Source organism: Collinsella sp. MSK.8.10, assembly GCF_019041915.1.
In the GTDB taxonomy this organism is placed as follows: Bacteria; Actinomycetota; Coriobacteriia; order Coriobacteriales; family Coriobacteriaceae; genus Collinsella.
In genome coordinates, this window is record NZ_JAHPYF010000001.1 from 458,927 (window position 1) to 479,636 (window position 20,710).

General features: G+C 63.9%; 18 protein-coding genes and 1 pseudogene. 8 read left to right on the forward strand and 11 right to left on the reverse strand.

Annotated elements, in window-relative coordinates; genetic code table 11:
- Positions 1-12 precede the first annotated feature (12 nt).
- Positions 13-333, reverse strand: coding sequence for a YbaB/EbfC family nucleoid-associated protein (locus KTF55_RS01900; protein WP_006235174.1), 321 nt, complete (start codon positions 331-333; stop codon positions 13-15).
- A 340-nt stretch (positions 334-673) separates the two neighbouring features.
- Here KTF55_RS01900 and KTF55_RS01905 point away from each other — a divergent pair, with 340 nt between their 5' ends.
- Positions 674-1,147, forward strand: a complete 474-nt coding sequence (locus KTF55_RS01905) for a hypothetical protein (RefSeq protein WP_161178034.1) — start codon at positions 674-676, stop codon at positions 1,145-1,147.
- 21 nt (positions 1,148-1,168) lie between these two features.
- On the opposite strand, the gene dnaX is transcribed toward KTF55_RS01905, so the two are convergent.
- Positions 1,169-3,646, reverse strand: coding sequence for a DNA polymerase III subunit gamma/tau (dnaX, locus tag KTF55_RS01910; RefSeq protein ID WP_217107480.1), 2,478 nt, complete (start codon positions 3,644-3,646; stop codon positions 1,169-1,171).
- Between the two features lie 115 nt (positions 3,647-3,761).
- Between dnaX and KTF55_RS01915 the strand changes: the two genes are divergently transcribed.
- From KTF55_RS01915 to pknB, 7 genes are all read left to right on the forward strand, one after another.
- Positions 3,762-4,478: a hypothetical protein gene (locus KTF55_RS01915; RefSeq protein WP_217107479.1), complete on the forward strand. Its 717-nt coding sequence runs from the start codon at positions 3,762-3,764 to the stop codon at positions 4,476-4,478.
- A gap of 144 nt (positions 4,479-4,622) precedes the next feature.
- Entirely contained in the window at positions 4,623-6,476 is a 1,854-nt protein-coding gene (locus tag KTF55_RS01920; RefSeq protein WP_217107478.1) for a serine/threonine-protein kinase, read from the forward strand.
- Entirely contained in the window at positions 6,473-7,486 is a 1,014-nt protein-coding gene (locus tag KTF55_RS01925) for an FhaA domain-containing protein (RefSeq protein WP_035136732.1), read from the forward strand. Before KTF55_RS01920 ends, KTF55_RS01925 begins: the two co-directional genes overlap by 4 nt.
- A 6-nt stretch (positions 7,487-7,492) precedes the next feature.
- Positions 7,493-7,909, forward strand: a complete 417-nt coding sequence (locus KTF55_RS01930) for an FHA domain-containing protein (protein ID WP_006235180.1) — start codon at positions 7,493-7,495, stop codon at positions 7,907-7,909.
- Positions 7,906-9,705: a Stp1/IreP family PP2C-type Ser/Thr phosphatase gene (locus KTF55_RS01935; RefSeq protein ID WP_217107477.1), complete on the forward strand. Its 1,800-nt coding sequence runs from the start codon at positions 7,906-7,908 to the stop codon at positions 9,703-9,705. Before KTF55_RS01930 ends, KTF55_RS01935 begins: the two co-directional genes overlap by 4 nt.
- 16 nt (positions 9,706-9,721) lie before the next feature.
- Positions 9,722-12,592, forward strand: a complete 2,871-nt coding sequence (locus KTF55_RS01940; RefSeq protein WP_117770280.1) for an FtsW/RodA/SpoVE family cell cycle protein — start codon at positions 9,722-9,724, stop codon at positions 12,590-12,592.
- A gap of 132 nt (positions 12,593-12,724) precedes the next feature.
- Positions 12,725-14,686: a Stk1 family PASTA domain-containing Ser/Thr kinase gene (gene pknB / locus KTF55_RS01945; RefSeq protein WP_217107476.1), complete on the forward strand. Its 1,962-nt coding sequence runs from the start codon at positions 12,725-12,727 to the stop codon at positions 14,684-14,686.
- 505 nt (positions 14,687-15,191) lie between these two features.
- Here the strand turns inward: pknB and KTF55_RS01950 are convergent.
- From KTF55_RS01950 to KTF55_RS01985, 9 genes and pseudogenes are all read right to left on the reverse strand, one after another.
- Entirely contained in the window at positions 15,192-16,256 is a 1,065-nt protein-coding gene (locus tag KTF55_RS01950) for a peptidoglycan recognition family protein (RefSeq protein WP_217107475.1), read from the reverse strand.
- 1 nt (position 16,257) lies between these two features.
- Complete coding sequence (locus tag KTF55_RS01955) at positions 16,258-16,563, reverse strand: hypothetical protein (RefSeq protein ID WP_161160241.1); 306 nt, start codon at positions 16,561-16,563, stop codon at positions 16,258-16,260.
- 10 nt (positions 16,564-16,573) lie between these two features.
- A complete protein-coding gene (locus KTF55_RS01960; protein WP_217107474.1) occupies positions 16,574-16,987 on the reverse strand; it encodes a hypothetical protein in 414 nt (137 codons plus the stop codon).
- Positions 16,988-17,007: 20 nt separating this feature from the next.
- A complete protein-coding gene (locus KTF55_RS01965; protein WP_117743573.1) occupies positions 17,008-17,175 on the reverse strand; it encodes an XkdX family protein in 168 nt (55 codons plus the stop codon).
- Complete coding sequence (locus KTF55_RS01970) at positions 17,175-17,501, reverse strand: hypothetical protein (protein ID WP_217107473.1); 327 nt, start codon at positions 17,499-17,501, stop codon at positions 17,175-17,177. The genes KTF55_RS01965 and KTF55_RS01970 overlap by 1 nt, the downstream gene beginning before the upstream one ends.
- Positions 17,502-17,619: 118 nt before the next feature.
- Positions 17,620-18,855: an RNA-directed DNA polymerase gene (locus KTF55_RS01975; RefSeq protein WP_371814727.1), complete on the reverse strand. Its 1,236-nt coding sequence runs from the start codon at positions 18,853-18,855 to the stop codon at positions 17,620-17,622.
- Positions 18,856-19,047: 192 nt separating this feature from the next.
- Positions 19,048-19,185: pseudogene (locus KTF55_RS10115) on the reverse strand (DUF6273 domain-containing protein); the annotation flags it as partial.
- 34 nt (positions 19,186-19,219) lie between these two features.
- On the reverse strand, positions 19,220-19,690 hold the full coding sequence (locus KTF55_RS01980; protein WP_199669199.1) for a hypothetical protein: 471 nt from the start codon (positions 19,688-19,690) through the stop codon (positions 19,220-19,222).
- A 103-nt stretch (positions 19,691-19,793) separates the two neighbouring features.
- The gene (locus KTF55_RS01985; RefSeq protein ID WP_217108521.1) at positions 19,794-20,702 is read right to left on the reverse strand and encodes a DUF6273 domain-containing protein; all 909 of its coding nucleotides are present in this window, start codon (positions 20,700-20,702) and stop codon (positions 19,794-19,796) included.
- Between the last annotated feature and the right edge of the window lie 8 nt (positions 20,703-20,710).

The window sequence follows — 20,710 nt, forward strand, 5'->3', positions numbered from 1 at the left end:
TATATGCGTGTCTTAGAACGGCATGCCCGGGATGTTGAGGCCGCCGGTGATGGCGCCCATCTGCTTGTTGGCGAGCTCGTTGACGCCGCGGACGGCCTCGTTGACGGCAGCCATGATCATATCCTGCAGCATATCGACGTCCTCGGGATCGAGCGCATCGGGATCGATGGTGAGGTTGACGAGCTCCATCTCGCCGTTAACGGTCACCTTGACCATGCCGCCGCCGGCAGAGGCGTCGACGGTCTGGGACTTGAGGTTCTCCTGCGCGGCGGCAAGCTGCTCCTGCATCTTGCGAGCCTGCTTCATCATCTGCTGCATGTTCATACCGGCCATGATGGCTCCTTTACGTGCGGCCGCACGCCGAGCTGCAAGGGCAGCCGGAGCACGGCGGGACTTTCAAACTCAAAAATCGTACCACGGCGCGAGGCCAGCGAGCGGGGCGGACGTGTTACCTCAGTCGATATACATGTCCTGGAGCGCAAGCCGCACCCATAGATTATGCAAAGTTGAATAATTCGCATCTGCATAATATTTAAAGCTAAATCTTGTAGAGCCGGAATCCGACATTTAATGCGTACCACTAAATGGCTAAATGCCGAGCCACTACTCGAGGCGGCGCTCATGACGGCGAGGTATAATTTGATTGCCATAGATAGTAATTTGGAGGTGCCCCATGAATGCCCCCAACGCGCTCCAAAACATCCGCTCAAAACACCCCGTTGCATATGTGGTTCTCTATCTCTTTGTCGGCTGGGCATTGCTGGTTGTCATCACCCATGCCATAGCTTTTGGAGCAGAACTGCTGATAGCCAGCTCGGACCAGCCCGTCGTCAAATGGGAGACGACCGATGAGTGCACCGACGGAACCCGAACCGTCTACTACAACAGCCCGTCCCTCTATCAAGAGTTCAAGGTCAAGATAAAGGACTTCAAGATTGTCGATGCCGAGCTAGGCGTTTATTTGGCAATCGGAGCAACCATTAACGCCGAGCAAGTCGAGTACACGGACAGCCATGCGACGTATCGTATCGACCTCAGCATCCTAGGCCGACCGTCACGCACCTGTCTGCTCAAATGCGACATACGCGGCACCACGTTGCACATGTCCGAAATACAGATGCGCCCGGGCAAAGAGATCTCTTCTTGAGCAGCATACCCGCCCGCACGGTTACTCCACCGGCTTGAAGATGGTGGACTGACCGAAGACGCTGCGGATGAGGGCCTTGGCCTCGTCCTCGGTCTGCGGGATGCTCGGGGCTGCGCCCTGATGGCCGAAGGGGCTGCCAGCACCGGGATTGGATTCCCAGGGAGCGGCGGGGACGTCGTCGTTTGCAGAGGCTGCGGGTGCCACAGCAGCGGCCTTGGTCGCGGACGCCGCACCCGGCACGTCGAACGGGGGCAGATTGTCCCCGCCGGCATCGGCAGCAAAACCACCGACCATAGCATCGTCGTAGGGCACCTGCTCGGATTCCCATGGCGCAGCCTGCGCAGGCGGCTGAGCCATGGGGACGGACGCGCGCTCGGGCGCTCGGGGCGCGGGCTCGGTCGGGAGCTTGCCCGTGGCAGGAGCACCGGCAGGGTTGTCGGAGCGCAGCCAAGGGGCCTTGGCCAGGTCGGATGACTTGGGCGCAGGCGCGGCAGCGGACTTGGGCGCGGGGATCGGAGCAGCCGGTTTGGGCGCAGCGGGTTCAGGCGCCGACGGGGTCGGTGCCGCTACCGGCGCCGCTTTTGGCTGCGTCGCGCTGGCGCTCGAGGATGCAGGGGGCACCGAGGACACGGGTTGCGGGTCCGCAGATACCGCAGCCCGTGCAGATGGAGAATGCTCCTCATGTTGAGGAGCCGGCGTGCCACCCCCATCCAGGACATAGTCGACGGTACGACGACCGAAGACCGCGCAGACCGTCGGCAGGACCACCGACTGCGTATCGGCGCGACCGAGCATCTTGATGGCAAAAGTCGAACCCGCGGGGAACGAGACCGTGAGCTTGGAGCCGTCGTCGGCCGTGGCGCGGGCGTTGAGCAAAAGCCCTGCGTAGGAGGCCTGACGAGCCTTGACGCGCTCGACGACCTCGGCCCATTTGCGCTGGAGCTCGCCGGCGTCCTCAACCGCGGGGGTCTCGGCAGCACCGGCGGTGGCAACCTGGGCGGCGTTGTTGGGCTTGGACACCGACACGGTCGATGCAGCAGGCGCGGAAGCCGGAGCCGCAACGGGCTGAGGTGCAGGCGTTACAGGTCTGGGCGCCGGCGCAGGAGCCGCGGACTTGGTCGCAGGCTGGGCAGCCGGAACAGCAGCGCCGCGGTCCCAAGGCATACCGCCCTGGCGCGCGGACGTAGCAGCGGGGGCAGCGGATGCCGCCGGAGCGGCAGCACGAGCGCCCGAAATGAGCGTCGGCTGTTGGGCAGCAGCGGGTACGGATGCTGCAGGCGCGGCGGCCTGAGCAGCAGCCACGCTCGCCGGCACGGCGCCGTTGGCAATCATGGCCTCCAGGCGTGCCACGCGCTCGGCCAATGCCTCAATCGTTAAATCGGCCTCGGGACGCGCCAGACGCGTGCAGGCAATCTCGAGCACCAGGCGCACGTCGCTCGCGCCCCTCATCTCCAGTGCGGCATCGTCGAGCACCGTCAGCACGCGGGCCAGGCGGTCGGCAGGATGCTCGCCAAAGGCAGCGGCCTCGGCAGCAAGCGCCTCGGCCTGCTCGGAGCCGCCCTCAAACAGCTCGGCACGGGCACCGGCAACGCAGGCAACGTACACGTCGCGCACATGCGCCACCAGGTCGCGCGTCAGCTCCAGCAGGTCATTGCCCTCCTCGACCTGCGCACGGATCAGTCCATAGAGCTCGGCAACATCGCGATCGGCAATGGCGCGGGAAAACTCGCCCAGGATCTGGTCCGAAACCTCGCCCAAAAGCGAGCGGGCGTCGTCCGCATGCACAGAACCGTTGCCAAAGACGCTCAGCTGCTCCAGCGTGGAAAGCGCGTCGCGCATACCGCCCTTGGCATGGCGCGCCACAATGGCGAGTGCCTCGTCGTCGTAATCGAAGCCCTCCTGCTCGCACACGTAAGACAGGCGATGCTCGATATCCTCGTTGCCGATGCGGTGGAAATCGAAGCGCTGGCAGCGTGAGAGAATGGTCTCCAGAATCTTTTGCGGGTCGGTGGTGCACAACACAAAGATCACGTGTGCCGGCGGCTCCTCGAGCGTCTTGAGCAGCGCGTTAAACGCCGCCGTTGTGAGCATGTGGACCTCGTCGATGATATAAATCTTGTACTTGCCGCGCACCGGGGCAAAGTTGACGGAGTTGATGATTTCCTCGCGCACATTGTCCACGCCCGTGCGGGAGGCGGCATCGAGCTCGTAGACATCCGGGTGGTTGCCCTCGGCAATGAGCTCGCACTCCTCGCAAGTACCGTCGGGCATGCAGCCGCTTGCACCCTCGGCGCGCGCTGCCTCGGCATTACGGCACAGCAGCGCCTTGGCCAGAATGCGCGCCATGGTGGTCTTGCCCGTGCCGCGCGGTCCGCAGAACAGGTACGCGTGGGACAGGCGTCCCTCGGTGATGGCGTGCTCGAGCGTCGAGACGATATGCTGCTGGCCCACCACGGATTCGAAGGTGAGCGGGCGATACTTTCGGTACAACGATTCCATGGGTGCTCCCCCGGGTATACTGAGTCTTGTTGCCGCGACGGCCATGCGGTCGCACGGCATACTGCATTCATAATAACCCGTACGGCGAGCCCGCCGCGATAGGAGTCCAAAGAGCATGGCAGACGCAGAGAGCAACCTCGTTCCCTCCGAAGCAGCCGACCAGGTCGAGGTCGCGCTCGAGGAGCAGGCCGCAGCCGATGACGGCATCCTGTACCTCAACGAGTACCAGTACGAAAACGACCTGGTCACCGACTTCGCCCGCCTGGTCGCCTCGCCCAGGCGTCGCGGCTCGCTGTATGTCGCCGCGGCAATTGCCGCGCTCATCGGCATCGGCATGCTGGTGGCCGGCGGCAACTGGATCAAGTTTGGCGTCGTGTTGATCGTGTTCGGCGCCTTTTTGGCCTGGTGGAGCAAAAACCTGCACCACACCCTCGCCCGCGACTTTATCGATTCCGTCGAGGCCGACGAGTCCATGGGTGGCCGCTATCGCCGCGTCGCCGCCAACGAGGACGGCCTGATGGTTTGGGGCAAGAGCGGCAAGTCGCAGTTTTTCCCGTTTGAGAAGCTCGACCACGTGCTCGACGGCGAGCGCATCTTTGTGGCCATGTTCGCCGACCAGGGCGTGACGATCCCTAAGGAAACCTTTATTCGCGGCGATGCCGAGCAGTTTGGCACCTTCCTTAAGGCGCGCATCAACAAAAAACTCCGCATCGAGACCAAGCGCAAGAAGATGAAGGCTGAAAAGGCCGCCGCCGAGGCCAAGCAGGGCGACAAGCCCCAGGAGACCAAGGGCAAGCAGCGCAAGCAGAAGAAGAACAAGAATAAGCGCTAAGGCCAAGACAGACAGGCAGCCTCGCATCCCGTTATCCTCGCCATCCGCCCGAGCGTGCTACACTAGCAGCATCTATGCCACCGCGAATGGCTCGGCCCCGCGCCCGCCGCTCGCAAACGAACTTTAAACGCACGAGGGTTGGCCATGCCGCTTTTCTCGCAACATACCGCCCGGTTCTCGCCGGACGTTCCTTTGGAGGGCACCAGCTCTCGCGAGCTGCTCAAGCGGTACCAGCCGCTCGAGACACTTACGACCGGCGGTTTTGGCTCCATCGAGATCTGCCGCGACACGCACCTGCGCCGCCGCGTCGCCATTAAGCGCATCCCCCTTATCAACGGTGCCGGCATGCCCGCCAGCGACATCATGGATGTCCTGCGCGAGGCGCACACCGCCGCCATGCTTCAACATCCCAATATCGTGCAGGTCATCGACTTTACGCACGACACAGCCTATGCCTACCTGGTTATGGAATATGTCGATGGCATGTCGCTGGCCGAATTTTTGCATCGCGTGGACGGCCACTCACTTACCTTTGACGAGGCCGCGGCCATTGCCGATGCCCTGGGCCAGGCGCTCACCTTCGCCCATAGTAATGGCGTGCTCCACCTGGACATTAAGCCCGCCAACGTGCTCATCGACCACTCGGGCAATGTAAAGCTCACCGACTTTGGCATGGCGCGACTGTCGTCCGCCGGTGGCTTTGGCGGCTCGCGCGGCGGCACCATCGGCTACATGCCGCCCGAGCAGCTCGATATCGAGACCGGCACGGTCGATGAGCGCGCCGATATCTTTGCCCTCGCCTGTGTGATCTACGAGGGCCTGTGCGGCAGCGCTCCCTTTATGGCGGCCACGCCCGCCGACTCGCTCGACCGCATCATCGGCGGCGCCACCTATCCCGGCGAGCTGATACCACACTTTCCCCCGGGAGCCGAGGCCGCGCTCATGAGCGCGCTCTCCCCCATGCCGCAGGACCGCCCCAACAGCATCGAGGCATTTTGCGACCAGCTCCTTGCCGGTCTGGGCAGCGTGCGCGAGGGCCGTCGCAGCCTGGAGCAAATGGTTGGCGAACTTTCGGATGACGAGCAGGAGCTCGACGATATCGAGCCGTCGCACTACGAGGACGACGCCATTGAGGTCGACCCCGCACTCGGCTGGGCGGGCACGCGCTGGAGCCATGCGCGCGACTACACCATGCGCACTATCTCGGCGCTAACGTGCGGCACCTTTAGCTTTTTGCTGATGCAAACGGCCGGGGTCGCGACGCTTCCCGGCCTGGTCATTGCGGCCATCGCGATCGGAGCGGCGGCTGGCCTGGCCCCCCAGATTGGCTCGGCCATCTCGGCTGTGGGCTTTTTGGTGCTCATGGCCAACGCCACCATGCAGGCACAGGGCATCCTGTCGATGCTGCCCGTCGCGGTGATCTTTGCCGCTGCCATGTCCGGTTGGTGGATCGCCTGGGGTCGCACCGAGACTGCCGCGAGCGCCACGCTCACCTGTGCACTCGCGCTTGGCTGTCTGACCGGCAATACCTTCCTGGCAGCTGGGGTCGCCGCCGGCGTCGCGTCATTTTGGCTCGGCCCGGCAAGCGCCGCCGCGGCAACGGGCATGGGCGCGCTTTTTGCCCGTCTGGCCACGGTCGCGCTTTCAGCCGAAGGCGTGCTGGGGCTCGGTAACGTTGCCGCAGCGCTGGGAGACCCGCTCCTTTGGGCTGCCTTTGTGCTGGTCGCGGCAACTGCCGCGGCGTCATCTGCGCTGCTCAATGTCCATGCCAAGCGTGCCAATCAGGGCTCAAACCTTGCCGCAATCGCCGCCATCGCTGTCACCGGCATCGGCTGCGCAGCGGCGTCCTGTCTTGCACACCATATGGAAATTGCCAGCCTTGCAGCCGCGGTCATCGCCAAGGCGGCGGTTGCGGGAATCCTATCCTCTATAATCGTTGGGATATGCCTATATTTGCTCGGATACCAAAGAACCTATACGGAGAGTGATCTTTCGTGAACTTCCTGAACATCTTCGAGGACCACGTGGCCGGCATCTTCGGTGCCACCCGTGCCCCGTTCTCCTTTAAGAAGCTTGCCAAGCAGGCCGCTCGCGACATGGAGGATCAGACTCTGGTGATTAACGGCGTCAACACGGCGCCGGCACTCTATACCATCCTTATCGCCGCCGACGACGATCCCATGCTCGCCCCGTTCTACCCCGAGCTTTCGCGCGAGGTCCGCGAGTTCGTGAAGGCGCAGGCCGAAAAGCGCCGCTATGTCTTTGTCGGCGAGCCCCTCGTGCGCTTTATGATCGATCCGCAGCTGCGCGCCGGCAAGTTCTCGGTCTTTGCCGAGAACGTCGATGCCCCCACGCTCGGCCGCCTGTACGAAGAAGAGCGCGCCTATCAGAACGGCCTGGGCCAGAACAACTCCGCGGCAAGCCGTGCCGCCAGCGCCCCGCGCGCCGGCCAGCAGCAGTTTGCCGCCCCGCAGCAGCAGCGCCCCGCCGCCATGCCCCAGCAGCAGCCGACGCCTCGCGCCGCCGCTCCCGACCCGCTTGCCGTGGCAGACCCCTTCGCGCCTAGCGTCCCCGACCCCGCCGCCGCACCCATCCCGGTGCCGCAGACCGTCTCGCGCGACGCGCTTGCCGGCATGGGCGGAGCCGCCGCGACCGGTGCCGCCGTGGGCCTAGGCGCCGCAGCCGGCATCGCCTCCAACATGGCGAGCACTCGCGCCCCGCAGCGCCCGCTCGCCCAGCTCGTCGACGTCGTGAGCGGCGAGAGCCATAGCATCACCTCCGCACAGGTGACCATCGGTCGCGAGCGCTCAGTTTCCGACATTGCCCTGCGCGACCCCAACGTGTCGCGCCGCCACGCCCAGCTCACCTTTACGGGCTCGGATTGGTCGATCGAGGACCTCAATTCCACCAACGGCACGCTCGTCAACAACCGCCGCATTACGCGCTGCCCGCTGCGCAACGGCGATCTGCTGACGTTTGGCCTGAGTACCTTTGAATTTAGGGGATAGTCGCTTATGAACATCGATATCGTCCTTTTTGCAGGCCGCATCGTCCTGGTCGCCCTGCTCTATATCTTCTTGTTCGCCGTCATGAAGACCGGCGTGGGACTTGTGCGCGGGCAGCGCCGCGACTCGGCTATCTGGACGATCGATGTGGACAAGGGTCCGCGCGGTATCCGCGGCATCCACGTAGACATGCTCGGCCCCGTCATCGTCGGTCGCTCGCCATCTTCGGACATCTGCATCAACGAACCGTTCGTCTCGGCCTCGCATGCGCGCTTTTCGCTGCAGGGCCCGGCACTCATCATCGAGGACCTCAACTCGCTTAACGGCACGCTCGTCAACGGCCGCCAGCTCGTGGAGCCCGCAACGCTGCGCGAGGGCGACGAAGTCCAGATTGGCGACGTGGTCATGAAGGTGAACCGTCGATGATCGACGAGGAGAACAAGTCCGCAACTATGACCGAGGCACCGGCCGCCACCACAGCTGCGCCGGCCCACGCCGCTCCGGCAGGCTCCGCACCCGTGGAGCCCGAGGACACCGTGTTCTCCCTGCCTCTTTCGCATGTAACGCATGATATTTCGGATCTCGCCGATAACGAGGACGAAGCGGATGCCGTAGCGGTGCCCATCGGCGCACATGCTGCGGAACAGCCCACAGCGCCCGAAGCAACCCCGGCGCCGGCTCACTTTGCAGAGCCCGTCGCCGCGGCAATCAACGAGAGCGCTGCGGTGTTTGCGGCACCCGAGCCCGCCGCGCCGGCGTTTCCCATAGCCCCGGCATCCGAGGTTGCGCCCGCGTCTACGCCGGCGCCCGAGCCTATAGACGTCAGCCCGCAAGACGACGAGTCGACCGCCCGCGTGTCCGAGGAGCCCGACTCCCCGGACACCGACAATTCCGAATCAAACGCCGAGACCGACACCGTCTCTCCCGGTGACACCGCCGAGATCGACGTTGCTGCCGTTGAGGCCAAGCTCAAAGACCCCGGCTCGACCATGAGCTTTGAGCCCCTGACCGAGGAGCGCATCGAGACCGACTCGACCTATGATGCCGGTACCACCACGCAACTCATGTGGGGCGCCCGCTCCGACGTTGGCTGTGTGCGCCCGCACAATGAGGATTCCTACCTGGTGCAGTCGCCGCTCTTTTGCGTATGCGACGGCATGGGTGGTCACGCCGCCGGCGAGGTAGCCTCTTCTATCGCTGTCGAGACTATAGCCAAGACGGCCCCACAGTCCGCCGACGCAGCACGCCTGGCCGCAGCCGTCGAGGCAGCCAACGCCGCCGTAATCGAGGCGGCCCTGAACGGCCTGGGCAAGCCCGGCATGGGCTGCACAGCCACCTGCGCCTATATCGAAAACGATACGCTCGCCATCGCCCACGTGGGCGACTCGCGCGCCTACCTGCTCCACGAGGGCACGCTCATCCGCGTGACCCGCGACCACTCCTACGTGGAGGAGCTCGTGGACGCCGGCGAGATCACGGCAGACGAGGCTCGCGTCCACCCCAACCGTTCGGTCATCACCCGCGCACTGGGCTCGGACCCCGCCATGTATGCCGACCACTTCACTCTGCATATCGAGGAAGGCGACCGCCTGATCCTGTGCTCCGACGGCCTTTCGAGCATGATTCCCGATAGCGATATCGAGAACATCGCCACGCAGTCCTCAACCGCGCAAATCTGCGTCGACAACCTAGTGGACGCGGCGCTTGCCGCCGGCGGCCACGACAACGTGACCGTAGTAGTCGTTGACCTGGTTGACGATGGCGTCATGCGCGAGGCGCAACGCGTGCGTCGCCGCAACGTTACTATCGCCGCCATCCTGGCCCTCGTCTTTGTGCTGGCAGCTGGCATCTGGGCCTACACGGGTGTCACCGGCTCGTACTACCTGGGTACCTACCAGGGCAATGTCGCCGTCTGGCGCGGCCTGCCCGGCAAGCCACTCGGACTCAAGCTCCACTGGCTCGAAAGCGAAACCAGCATCAAGCTGTCCGACCTGCCCGAAGACACGCAAAACCGCCTCAAGGCGGGCATTCCGCAAACAAGTGTCGACGATGCGCAGGACACGATATCCAAGTACCGCCACCAGATCGACGAGGAGCAGACCCGCCAGGTGATCGACGCGCAAACGATTCGCGACAACACCAATCAGGGATCGACCTCCAAATCAGATTCCGAGAAAACCGCCGAACAGTCCGCCGAGGCCGAAGCCTCCGATAAGAATTAGAAAGGGAGTGCCGCTTATGAGTCGCCGCAACACCGAGCTGCTCTTGCTCATCGCCTCGGCGTTCCCCGTCATCCTGCTGTATGCGATGTACGTCCTCACCGCGGGCGCTGCCATCTCCTTTGAGACGCTCGCCGTACCGATCGGCCTCTTTGCCGCCTTTGCCGCGGCCCACATTGCCGTGCGCATCTTGGCGCCCGGTGCCGACCCCGCCATCCTGCCCATCGTATTTATACTTTCGGGCATCGGCATCACGTTCGTGACGCGTCTCGCCCCCGCTCTCGCCATCTCACAGCTCATCATCCTGTTTGTCTCGGTGGCGCTCATGGTGGGAACGCTTGCACTAGTCAAAAACCTCGACGTGGTCATGCGCTACAAGTACACCTTTGGCATCATCGGCATCATTCTGCTGATGCTGCCTATCTTTATCGGCACCACGATCTCGGGCTCCAAGCTGTGGATTCGCATCGCGGGCTTTACCATCCAGCCTGGCGAGTTCGCCAAGGTCTTTATCGTGCTGTTCCTGGCCGGGTACCTGGCCGAGAACCGCGAGCTACTCTCCATCTCCAACCGCAAGATCCTGGGCTTTAAGATCCCTCGCCTGCGACTGCTGCTGCCGCTGTTTGCCGTGTGGGGTGTGTGCCTGCTCGTCGTCGTCTTCGAACGCGACCTGGGTTCGGCCGTGCTGTTCTACACCATCTTCTTGCTGATGCTCTACGTTGCCACGGGGCGCTTTTCGTATGTCGTTATCGGCCTTGCGCTCTTAGCCGTTGGAGCCGTGGGCGCCTACAAGTTCCTGTCGCACGTTCAGGTGCGTTTCCAGGTTTGGGTCGATCCGTTTAAGGACGCCCAGGGCCAGGGCTACCAGATCGTCCAGTCGCTCTTCTCGCTTGCCGACGGCGGTCTGGTCGGCGTTGGCATCGGCAACGGGATGGCCAACAACATCCCCGTCGTCGAGTCCGACTTTATCTTCTCGGCCATCGGCGAGGAGATGGGTCTTTTGGGCGGCGGCGCCGTGCTCATCCTGTTTATGCTCTTTGCCGTGCGTGGCCTCACCACGGCTGCCCGCGCTAAATCCGACCTCGCCGCCTTTAGCGCCACGGGCCTTACGGCCGCCATCAGCTTCCAGGCCTTCTTGATCGTTGGCGGCGTTACCCGCCTGATCCCGCTGACCGGCGTCACCTTGCCCTTTATGAGCCAGGGCGGCTCCTCGCTGCTGGCGAGCTTTATCATCGTCGCGCTCCTGCTGCGCGCCGGTGACGAGGCGACCGGACGCGAGGCCGAGCTTACCGGCACCGGCACCATGGCCGCCATCACCGATGATCAGGTCGCATCTGCCGCCGCCCCGACGGGCACGCGCTTTGCCACCTCGTCTTCCTACGGCAGCGGCAGCCATTCCGTCGGCTCGCGCATGCGCCGTCGCCTGCTCGACACACCTGAATCCGGTGTGCTCGGCCGCGTGGCGCTCGCCAACCGTCTAACCCGCGCGGTGCTCGCCTTTACGGCGCTGTTCGCCATCCTTATCGGCAACCTCACCTATGTCCAGGTCATCAAGGCCAAGGACTATCAGGACATGCCGACCAACAACCACACCATCGCCCGCTCCAAGTACATCCAGCGCGGTTCCATCATCACGTCCGACGGCGTGACGCTGGCCGAGTCGCTGCAACAGGAGGACGGCACCTACGTACGCTCCTACCCCAACGGTAACCTGGCAGCGCACGTGGTTGGCTACGTGAGCCAGCAGTATGGCACCACCGCCATCGAGAGCGTCATGAACGACACGCTCACCGGCTCTAAGGATTACTCCAGCTGGAACAACGCCATCGCGTCGCTCGCGGGCCAGACCCAGCCGGGCAACACCGCCAAGCTCACCATCGACTCGCGCATCCAGACGGCTGCCGAGCAGGCACTCAAGGGCTTTAAGGGCGCTGTAGTGGTCATCGACCCGCGTACCGGCGCGGTGCTCGCATGTGCCAGCTCGCCCACCTACGACAACACCAACATCGATGCCCTGCTGCAGACGGGCGGCGGCGAGGACGGCTCCATGTACAATCGCGCCATGGACGCGCTGTACACGCCGGGCTCAACGTTTAAGGTCGTTACGCTTTCCGCGGCACTCGAGACCGGTGCCGCCAGCCTTACCAGCACCTACCAGGCGCCCGGCTCCATGGACATCGGCAACGCACCGGTCACCAACTATGCCAACGAGAGCTACGGCACCATCAGCCTGCAGCAGGCCTTTGCCGTGTCCTCCAACGTCGTCTTTGGCCAGGTGGCAAACGAAGTTGGCGCAAACACGCTCGTACAGTTTGCCAACGCCTTTGGCTACGGCCAAAAGCTCGGCCAGGACCTGACCTCCGCGGCCTCCATCATGGCCGACCCGTCGCTCATGACCGAGTGGGAGACCGCCTGGGCCGGCGCCGGCCAGCCTGTCGGCATGGACCACACGCCCGGCCCGCAGACCACCGTCATGCAAAACGCCGTGATTGCCGCCGCCATCGCTAACAGCGGCGTGGTCATGGACCCGTACTTTGTAGCCCAGGTACTCGCCCCGGACGGAACCGTGGTCAAGACCACGCAGTCCCGCTCGCTGGGTCAGGCCGTCAGCTCCGCCACGGCCGACCAGGTCAAGCAGGCCATGCTTGCCGTCGTCCAGTCCGGCACCGGCACCGATGCCCAGATCCCCGGCGTCAAGGTCGCCGGCAAGACCGGCTCGGCCGAGACCGGCGGCACCAACGTCAACTCGATGTTCGTTGGCTTTGCACCTTACGATTCACCCACAGTCGCCATCTCGGTGGCCTTGGAGGATTTCGACAAGCATGACGTCAAGGCCGCCAAGATCGCCGGTATCGTCCTGACCGCGGCGCTTGCCGCACAGGGAGCGTGATGCCCATGATCGAATCGGACACCCGAGGCGCGCCGCGGCCGAAGAGTTAGCGGCAACGCGCCACACGGCCCCAGCGGCCACATCGTAGGTACTACACACATCGTTGAGCGAATAGTTATGTTAGGAGCAGGAATGGAACAGAGGGTCCTCGGGGGAAGATACCTCCTCAAGGATAAGGTGGGAACAGGCGGCATGGCGACCGTCTACCGTGCACAGGACCAGGTCCTCGACCGCACGGTTGCCGTCAAGATCATGCTGCCGCAGTATGCTGGCGACGCAACCTTCGCCGCACGCTTTAAGCAGGAGGCCCAGGCAGCAGCCGGTCTCTCCTCCCCCTATATCGTGGGCGTCTACGATTGGGGCAAGGACGGCGACACCTATTACATCGTCATGGAGTACCTGCGCGGCACCGACCTTAAGAGCGGCATCAAGAGCCACGGCGCCCTCGACCCCAAGAAGGTCGCCCAGATCGGCTCGCAGATCAGCTCCGCGCTTTCGGTCGCCCACAAGCACGAGATCATCCACCGCGACATTAAGCCGCAGAACATCATGGTGCTGCCCGACGGCAACATCAAGGTGATGGACTTTGGCATCGCGCGCGCCAAGAACAGCCACCTCACGCAAGACAACAACGTGCTGGGAACCGCCCACTACGTCAGCCCCGAGCAGACCCGCGGTCAGGACCTCGGCCCCACCTCGGATATCTACTCGCTGGGCGTCGTGATGTACGAGTGCGCCACCGGCCGCGTTCCCTTTGACGGTGACGACGCCATCTCGGTCGCACTCAAGCAAGTCAACGAGCTGCCTATTCCGCCGAGCCAGATCAACTCCGGTGTCGACGCCGACCTTGAGCGCATCATCCTCAAGTGCATGGAGAAGGACCCGGCAAACCGCTTCCAGACCGCCGACGAGCTTCGTCAGGTGCTCAACAGCTACCTGTCGGGCCGTGCCGTCAACGTCTCGGAGCCCACGCGCATCATCGGTGCCCCCGGTGAGCTGGGCGCCACCAAGACTCGCGTGCTTTCCGATCAGACGCGCGCCATGGTGCGTCCCGTCTCGGGCGTGAGCGGCCAGAATACCGCCCGTAGCTCGGTTTCGGGCTCCACCGGCTCCTACGAGGTCGAAAAGCCCAAATCCAACAAGAACAAGATCATCGCCGCCGTGGTGGCAGCCGTTGCCGTCATCGGCATCGTGGTGGCCTTTGCCACAGGACTCTTTGGCGGCGAGCAGGTCACCGTGCCCGATGTGCTGGGCAAGGACCAGCAGACTGCCGTCGAGCTGATCAAGGAAGCCGGCCTCGAGGTCGGCACCATCGACCAAAGCTACAACGACGATGTCGACGAGGGCAAGGTCGCCGAGCAGACGCCCAACGGCAACACCAAGAAGGCCAAGGGCACCAAGGTGAACCTGGTAATCTCCAAGGGTCCCAAGCCCTCCGAGAAGGTTGAGGTTCCCCGGCTTGTCGGCCTGACCAAGGACCAGGCCGAGGCCGCGCTGGCAAGCGTTGGCCTGAAGGGCAACGCCTCCGAGGAGGCCAACGAGGCCGATGAGGGCCAGGTCTTTGAGCAGGGCACCGAAGCCGGTAAGGAAGTCGCGAAGGGCACGACCATCTCGTACAAGGTCTCGAGCGGCCCGGATACCACGTCCGTCCCCGATCTGACCGACATGACCGAGGCCCAGGCGCGCAACGCCCTCGATATGGCAGGCTTTGGCGTCGACGTTAGCTACCAGGAGAACGACTCGGTTACCGAGGGCACCGTGATCAGCTGGAACCCCAGTGGCAAGCAGAAGCCCGGCGCCACGATTACCGTCGTCATTGCCAAGAAGTCCGGCAAGGCCAGTGTTCCGGGCAACCTGTACGGCAAGAGCATCTCCGCCGCCGTCACCGCGCTCAACAACGCCGGTTTCTATAACATCGGCTTCTGTGACCAGAACGGCAATCCCGTAAGCGGTAACGAGGATGCCACCGTTACGGGCGTCTCCCCCACTGGCAAGCAGTCCACCGACAGCACGATTACGCTGACGGTCGCACTTTCTGGCTCGGGTTCGGGCTCTGGCTCGGGCACGGGTGACGATTCCGGTACGACCAACTAGTCGCCACCCCACCGCTCATCACGGCTCTCGCCGCAAACATATTCGCTCACAGGCGCCCGCTTGCTCCCCCAGCAAGCGGGCGCTTCGTTTTTGACATGGCATTGAACCAGAAGAACCCGGCACCGTAGCGGTACCGGGCTCGATATTCCTCTGGTGCCCCCGGGCGGATTCGAAAACTCCCCCGCGGGGAAATGAGTGACGCGGGTGTCGACGGCTCGAATCCTGCCCTTAGACCAGAAGAGCCCGGCACCGTAGCGGTACCGGGCTCGATATTTCTCTGGTGCCCCGTCTGCATAGATTCTAGAACCGAGATCTGCGCCGTTGGGACCGTCGTGCTGCTCAGGATACCACGGGCGGCGTAGCGACACCTTTTCTCGAGAAAAACCCGCCCGGGATAACCCGAGCGGGCTGCGGCTAATGCCGGTTTATGCTCACGAGACACAGGCCGATTGTCGCCACGGCGCCGCCGAAGAGCGAGCCGAGCACGAATGCCAACGCAATCATGCTAGTACGGGTTGCCGTCGGTGACGCAGACCTGGAGTCGGTCGAGCGGCTCGCCGTAGAAACCGGCGTAGTCGTCGCCGCCGTAGGTGGAGCCGTCGTCGCACACGGTATCGAGCCATCCGGCACGTGCGGTGGTCTGTGAGCGATACCACGCCTGCTTGTACTCCTCGCCGCCCGGGGTCACGTAGTACATGCGCACGCCGTCGATGGTGTGGCCGGCGATGCCAGCACAGCCGTTCACGGTGTCATTGCGGTCGCCCTTGGCGACCCAGTCGAGCCAGCCGTCCTCGATGGTATGCACCTGGTACTTCAGCGTGCCGCGGTCGACGCGTGCGCACAGCAAGTCGTGCTGTCGGCACGGATACCCTGCAAAGCCGTTGTCCCCAGCGCCGAAGTCGGTCACCTCGTCCAGCCAGCCGCCGCCCTTGAGGTGGAGGGAGTAATGGACGGGGATACGCTTGCCAGATGCTTTTGAGAAGCCGCCAGATGCCGCCTGAGCGGGCTTTGCTGTGACAGGCTTAGCGGTGGTGGAGGGGGCGGGTGCCTTGCCGCCCTTCATCGCGTCGTACCACGCCTGAGCGCGCTGCATGTAATGGTCGCGCTGGGAGCCCGCAAGCTCGCCGGGGCAAGCCGTGGCACTCCAATAGCGGTGCGGGAACACGTTCTTGCACCACTCGGGGCGACCGAGGTTGTAGTACAGGCACAGGGCAGCGACGAGGTGCGCGCCGCTCTCGATTGCCTTCTCGTGAACCGTCCACGGGTTGCTGCCGCTGTTCGCGTGCTCGATGCTGATGGTGGTGTCGTTGCCGCGCCCGGTGCCAATTCCGTCGCCGCAGGCGTAGGCGCGGTCGGTGTCGTTGACGTGCTGCACGATGTAGCCGTTGCGGTCAACCGAGTAGTGGGCAGAACAGCCGTTGGCGCCCCAGGTGCCGTTGCACTGGCTGGCGTTGAGGTCGCCGGCCATGTGGTGGATCGTGACGCCCTTGATGCCGAACGGGCGACCTGCGGAGAAGTTGCGCCCCAGAAGCTTGTACTCGTCCGGCTGGACGTTCGCAAAGTCTGCCATGTTAGTCCTCCTTGATGTCGCCGAGCGCCAGCAGGGCGTCCAGCCATTTGTCCGTGATGCCGACTGATTTGAAGGCCGCATAGGCCACCTGTACGCCGCCGACAGCGGCGAAGATGGACGTAACCCATGCCGAGGGTTCGGTCGGGACGCCGCCCGACATGGCCGTGAGGGCGCCACATCCCGCCGAGACGGCGATGGCCGTCCAGCGGGCGACATTGCCCGTCATCGCCTTCGTCTTGATGGCCTGCACGATGTACGGCACGACCAGCACCGTGCACACCGTGAGCCCCGCCTGGATCTCATTCATTCGATTGCTCCTATCTGTCGGATTCCTTGCTGTAGATCAGGTCGACGCGGTCGCAGATGTGGTCGACCTTCTCCGCCATGCCCTGGCTCCTCGCCTGGCTGTGCGCCAAGTCGGCGTGCAGCACCTCGTTCGACGTGACGACTGACTCCATGAGCGTCTTCATCGCCTCCATGAGGCTGTTGCTGCGCTCCATCTGCGCGGCGATGCGGCCCTCCATCTCGGATCGCTCGCGGTCGCGCTGCGCGCGCTCGTCGACCTCCGCCTGCTTGCGCTCCTCGCGCTTCAGGTCGATGCCGGCCTTGCGTTCGTTCTGCCTTTTGTATTCATCCAAAAACTGGCGGCCGAAGTAGAACGCTATGAGGCCGAGAAGGACGCCACCGAGCCATCCCGGCCCATATGGCGCAAAGAGCTTGAGCACTTCCATCCTGAGCGACCTCCTTCCGCCTATTCGGCCGTGTACTCCTCGCCGGTGATCTCCTTGTACTCGTCGGCGGTAATCCACTTGCACTCGACTGCCTTATGCACTCGTGCCTTGCTCCAAAGAGGTCGGTCGTAGTACTTCTTGACGAGCGCGAAGTGCTTGGAGTGCTCGTCGGTCTTCTTCGTCGGCATTACTGGTCACCTCCGACCGTCATGAGCAGGTAGTCGATGTTTGCAGTGTTCTGCTCGGTCTGCGTCGGCTGCGACGCCTGCTCGCGCATCTGGTCGAACAGCGCCGACACGTCGGGCGTCTCGCCGCTGTCGTAGGCGGCGAGCGCCGCGGTGTAAGCGAGCTTTCGCGCCTTCCGCTCAGCGTACTCGTCATCGTCGATAACGCCCGCGTCGTGCGCCGCGTCGGGGTCGCCGATCTGCGACAGCAGATCGCGCAGGGCGTTGACCTCGGCCATGGTGCCATCTTGAAGCTCGTTGGGGCGCGGCGTGTCTTCCTCAGTGTCCATGCGGACTCCTCTCTTGTCGGGGAATGTGCCGCCATCGTATTAGCGCCGTGAGATTGGCGAGCCGCTTTGATGGGCGCAAAGGAAGAAGGCGCGCCGCAGCACGCCTTCGATGCTTCTGTTATTTCGCAGCCGCTTCGCTTAGGCCGCTGCTTTGAGTTGCCGGTTCTCCGCTATTGCTAGGGCTTGCTTCCGTTTGAATCGTCCCTCTGGTTGGCCTGCATGGAGCACCCCCCCCCTGCGCGAGATTTCCGAACAGGCTGCGGTACAGCGCGTCCATGGCCCGCACGCTGCGGTGCGCGTCCAGCCGTTTCATGCCGCCGCGCCAGCTCTGGTAGCTCTGCTCCACCTGCTCGGGGGTCATGACGCCATCGGCGACCATGCGGGCCATCTTCTTGAGCTTGCGGCGCTCCCGCGTTATGGAGTCTCGGCACGGCTTCACGACTATGCGGCCCGTCTCCGTGTAGAAGATGCGCTTCTTCAGCCACGTGAAGCCGCGCGACAGCTTCACCATGCGGGTCTTGCGCGGGTTCAGCTCTATGCCCAGCTCGGCGCACTTGCGCCCTATCAGCAGCAGGCACACCTGCAGGTACTCCTTGCTCTCGTGTATGAGGTAGAAGTCGTCCATGTACCGCCCGTACGCCTCGGGGCGCAGCATCTCGGTCACGTAGTGGTCGATGCGGTTGGGGTGCGCCACCGCGCATATCTGGTTCGGCTCGCTGCCCAGCCCCAGGCCCACCTCGCCCTGCGCGTCAATCAGACGGTGCTCAAGGTCGATTACCCGCGGATCGAGCAGCGCGGCAGCCACCTGCTCCTTGACGGGGCCGTGCGCTATGCGGGCGAAGTAGTCGGAGAAGTCGCCGAGCAGTATGTAGCCATCGCCGCCGTGCCTCCTCCAGTTGTCGGCCAGGTGGCGCTTGAGCAGCTTCAGGGCGTAGTCGGTGCCGCGCCCCTTTATGTTCGCGGAGTTGGCGGCTATGAGAGTGGGGACTATGGCGGGAACGAGCGCGTTCTGCGACAGCGACTTCTGCACAACGCGCTCGGGGAAGTGTACGGCGCTGATATGGCGCAGCTTTCCGCGCTCCCACAGGTCGAACCGTATGAAGCCCCGGCATATGTCGCGCCCCTCCAAAAGGTCGCGACGGGACAGGACGGCGTTGCGCAGGTAGCTTTTCATGTATCGCTGCGTGGATGCCTTCCACATCACGCCGCGCGCGGCCTGCTTCGATGCCTTGCACAGGCTGTTGAGGTCGGCCACGGTATCAAGCGTGCACGCCTTGACGCGCTCGGCCTTGGCCTGCGCGCGCTTCTCCTCGCGGCGCTTGCGGCGCGCCGCCCGCCTTTGCTCGGAGTTCACAGGAGGCACCCCGCGCGGCTTGCAATGTGGCTCTGGCAGCCGCTTGAGGTATGGCCATGAAACGCGGCGAAGCCACGGAGCGCCGCGCCATGCAAGCAGCGTCCGGCCACCCTCGCGGGGTGCGTATTTACGGGCGCATGCCCGACGGTCGCGCCTTCCTTCCTCTTCGCGCTCTGCTTTCGGCCCTGGGGCCTACTCGGTCTGGCAATAAGGGAATCCGGGGCGGGGGCGAACCCAGACGTTCGTCGCCGAGTTGTAGTTGGCATTGCCGTTGTTGTTGACATAGCACACGTTGGACGCGGAGCCCGACGCAACGGAACGCAGCCACCAATTGTACCGATAAACAAGGCGCGACCGCCGTCCATTATAGCGAACGCAGGCGCTCTAGCTCGGCCTCGGCCTCGGCTATGCGCTCCTCGGTGGACTTCTTGCCGGTGACGCGCACGTTCTTGCGCGCGCCCTTTAGCAGCTTGATCTCCTCCTCGACCATGGCCGCCAGCTCCTCGAAGCGGTTGGCGTTCACGGGCAGGCCGATATCCATGAGGCACTGCATGTCCAGCATAAGCTGCTCGCAGTCCGCTATGGCCAGCGTCAGGTAGCGTTTTCTCTCCAGCGCGTTGAACGAGCTGTTGGGATAGAAGCAGTCGGCGCGGTTGACGTTGTACACGATGCTGCGCGCCGTCTCCACGGTCGGCACCGCGTTCAGCAGCCTGTAGGCCTTGGGCACTACTGAGGAGGACGCCATCAGCTTATTAACCTCCACGCGGATGGCGATGGCCTGTGTGAAGAACTTGTACTCGGACACCTCGCGGTTGCGCTGGTAGACGCCGCTCACGTGCACCTCCTGGGGAAACTGTCGAAAAAACGGCCCGCTACGCGGGCAGGAGGCGACCGCGCAAGGCGGTCGCCTAAAAGCAGAGTATAGAGCACTCGGCTGGCTAGCCGACGAGGAAGCCGGGGCGGGGGCGAACCCAGACGTCCGCCGCCGAGGCGCAGTAGGCAGTGCCGTAGCTGTAGACATAGCACACGTCGGACGCGGAGCCCGACGCAACGGAACGCAGCCACCAATCGTACCGATTTCCGTTGACTCGGTGCGCCGTGTCTCGGAACAGGTCAAACTGGCAGTCGAAGCCCACGCTGTAGCCTTTCGTCCCCCACACGGGGCAGCCGTACACCTCCATCTCCGACAGCGAGAACACCTTGCCGATATCCTGCCAGCTCCACGAGTTGGAGTCGTTGAGCGCGCCGCTGGCGCTGTACCGCTCCTCAAGCAGCACGCGCTGGGTAAGCAGGTACTTGGTCAGCCCCTCGGGCAGGCACGCCTCGAAGGCCGTCTCCCACGCCTTGAGGTTGCTGTTGGGGTAGGGGCATTTCCGGTCGGCGGTGCCCTGGTTCGTGTTGGTGGTGTTCCACATCAGGAAGCTGTCGTTGGCAACGCCGGTCACGGTCTTGGCCACGGCGATGGGCGCGGAGGCCACGAAGGCGATGTGGTGTCCCTTGCTGTTGTCGCCGCAGTATAGGTACGGGTCGATGTGGGCAAGCAGGAACCGCACAGATTGCTGTGTGGTGACGGCGGATGCGCTCACAAGCGGCACGTCCAGGTAGTCGCCCACGCGCAGGCCCGCGAAGTTCGCGGCGGCGATGCGCTTATGCAGCGCGTCGTACACGCTGCCGCTGCCGATCTCTCCCGCCAGGATGGCGGCGATGTTCTGCCCGCCGTACTTGCCGATTTGGCCCTGGCGGTTGTACTCGGCGTTGTTGAGCGCCGTCTGCGCGTTGCTGCGCGCGGTATCGTCGATGACGTTGAGCGGCTGGCCTCCTACGACCAGCGTCTTTGCATTTGCCATTTATCCTC

Excerpts from the sequence above, each read along its gene's own strand:
- KTF55_RS01985 (WP_217108521.1), bottom strand. The coding sequence starts at position 20,702 with ATGGCAAATGCAAAGACGCTGGTCGTAGGAGGCCAGCCGCTCAACGTC.
- KTF55_RS01970 (WP_217107473.1), bottom strand. The coding sequence starts at position 17,501 with ATGGACACTGAGGAAGACACGCCGCGCCCCAACGAGCTTCAAGATGGC.
- KTF55_RS01920 (WP_217107478.1), top strand. The coding sequence starts at position 4,623 with ATGCCGCTTTTCTCGCAACATACCGCCCGGTTCTCGCCGGACGTTCCT.
- KTF55_RS01965 (WP_117743573.1), bottom strand. The coding sequence starts at position 17,175 with ATGCCGACGAAGAAGACCGACGAGCACTCCAAGCACTTCGCGCTCGTC.
- pknB (WP_217107476.1), top strand. The coding sequence starts at position 12,725 with ATGGAACAGAGGGTCCTCGGGGGAAGATACCTCCTCAAGGATAAGGTG.
- KTF55_RS01930 (WP_006235180.1), top strand. The coding sequence starts at position 7,493 with ATGAACATCGATATCGTCCTTTTTGCAGGCCGCATCGTCCTGGTCGCC.
- KTF55_RS01935 (WP_217107477.1), top strand. The coding sequence starts at position 7,906 with ATGATCGACGAGGAGAACAAGTCCGCAACTATGACCGAGGCACCGGCC.
- KTF55_RS01960 (WP_217107474.1), bottom strand. The coding sequence starts at position 16,987 with ATGGAAGTGCTCAAGCTCTTTGCGCCATATGGGCCGGGATGGCTCGGT.
- KTF55_RS01950 (WP_217107475.1), bottom strand. The coding sequence starts at position 16,256 with ATGGCAGACTTTGCGAACGTCCAGCCGGACGAGTACAAGCTTCTGGGG.
- KTF55_RS01955 (WP_161160241.1), bottom strand. The coding sequence starts at position 16,563 with ATGAATGAGATCCAGGCGGGGCTCACGGTGTGCACGGTGCTGGTCGTG.
- dnaX (WP_217107480.1), bottom strand. The coding sequence starts at position 3,646 with ATGGAATCGTTGTACCGAAAGTATCGCCCGCTCACCTTCGAATCCGTG.
- KTF55_RS01900 (WP_006235174.1), bottom strand. The coding sequence starts at position 333 with ATGGCCGGTATGAACATGCAGCAGATGATGAAGCAGGCTCGCAAGATG.
- KTF55_RS01940 (WP_117770280.1), top strand. The coding sequence starts at position 9,722 with ATGAGTCGCCGCAACACCGAGCTGCTCTTGCTCATCGCCTCGGCGTTC.
- KTF55_RS01915 (WP_217107479.1), top strand. The coding sequence starts at position 3,762 with ATGGCAGACGCAGAGAGCAACCTCGTTCCCTCCGAAGCAGCCGACCAG.
- KTF55_RS01905 (WP_161178034.1), top strand. The coding sequence starts at position 674 with ATGAATGCCCCCAACGCGCTCCAAAACATCCGCTCAAAACACCCCGTT.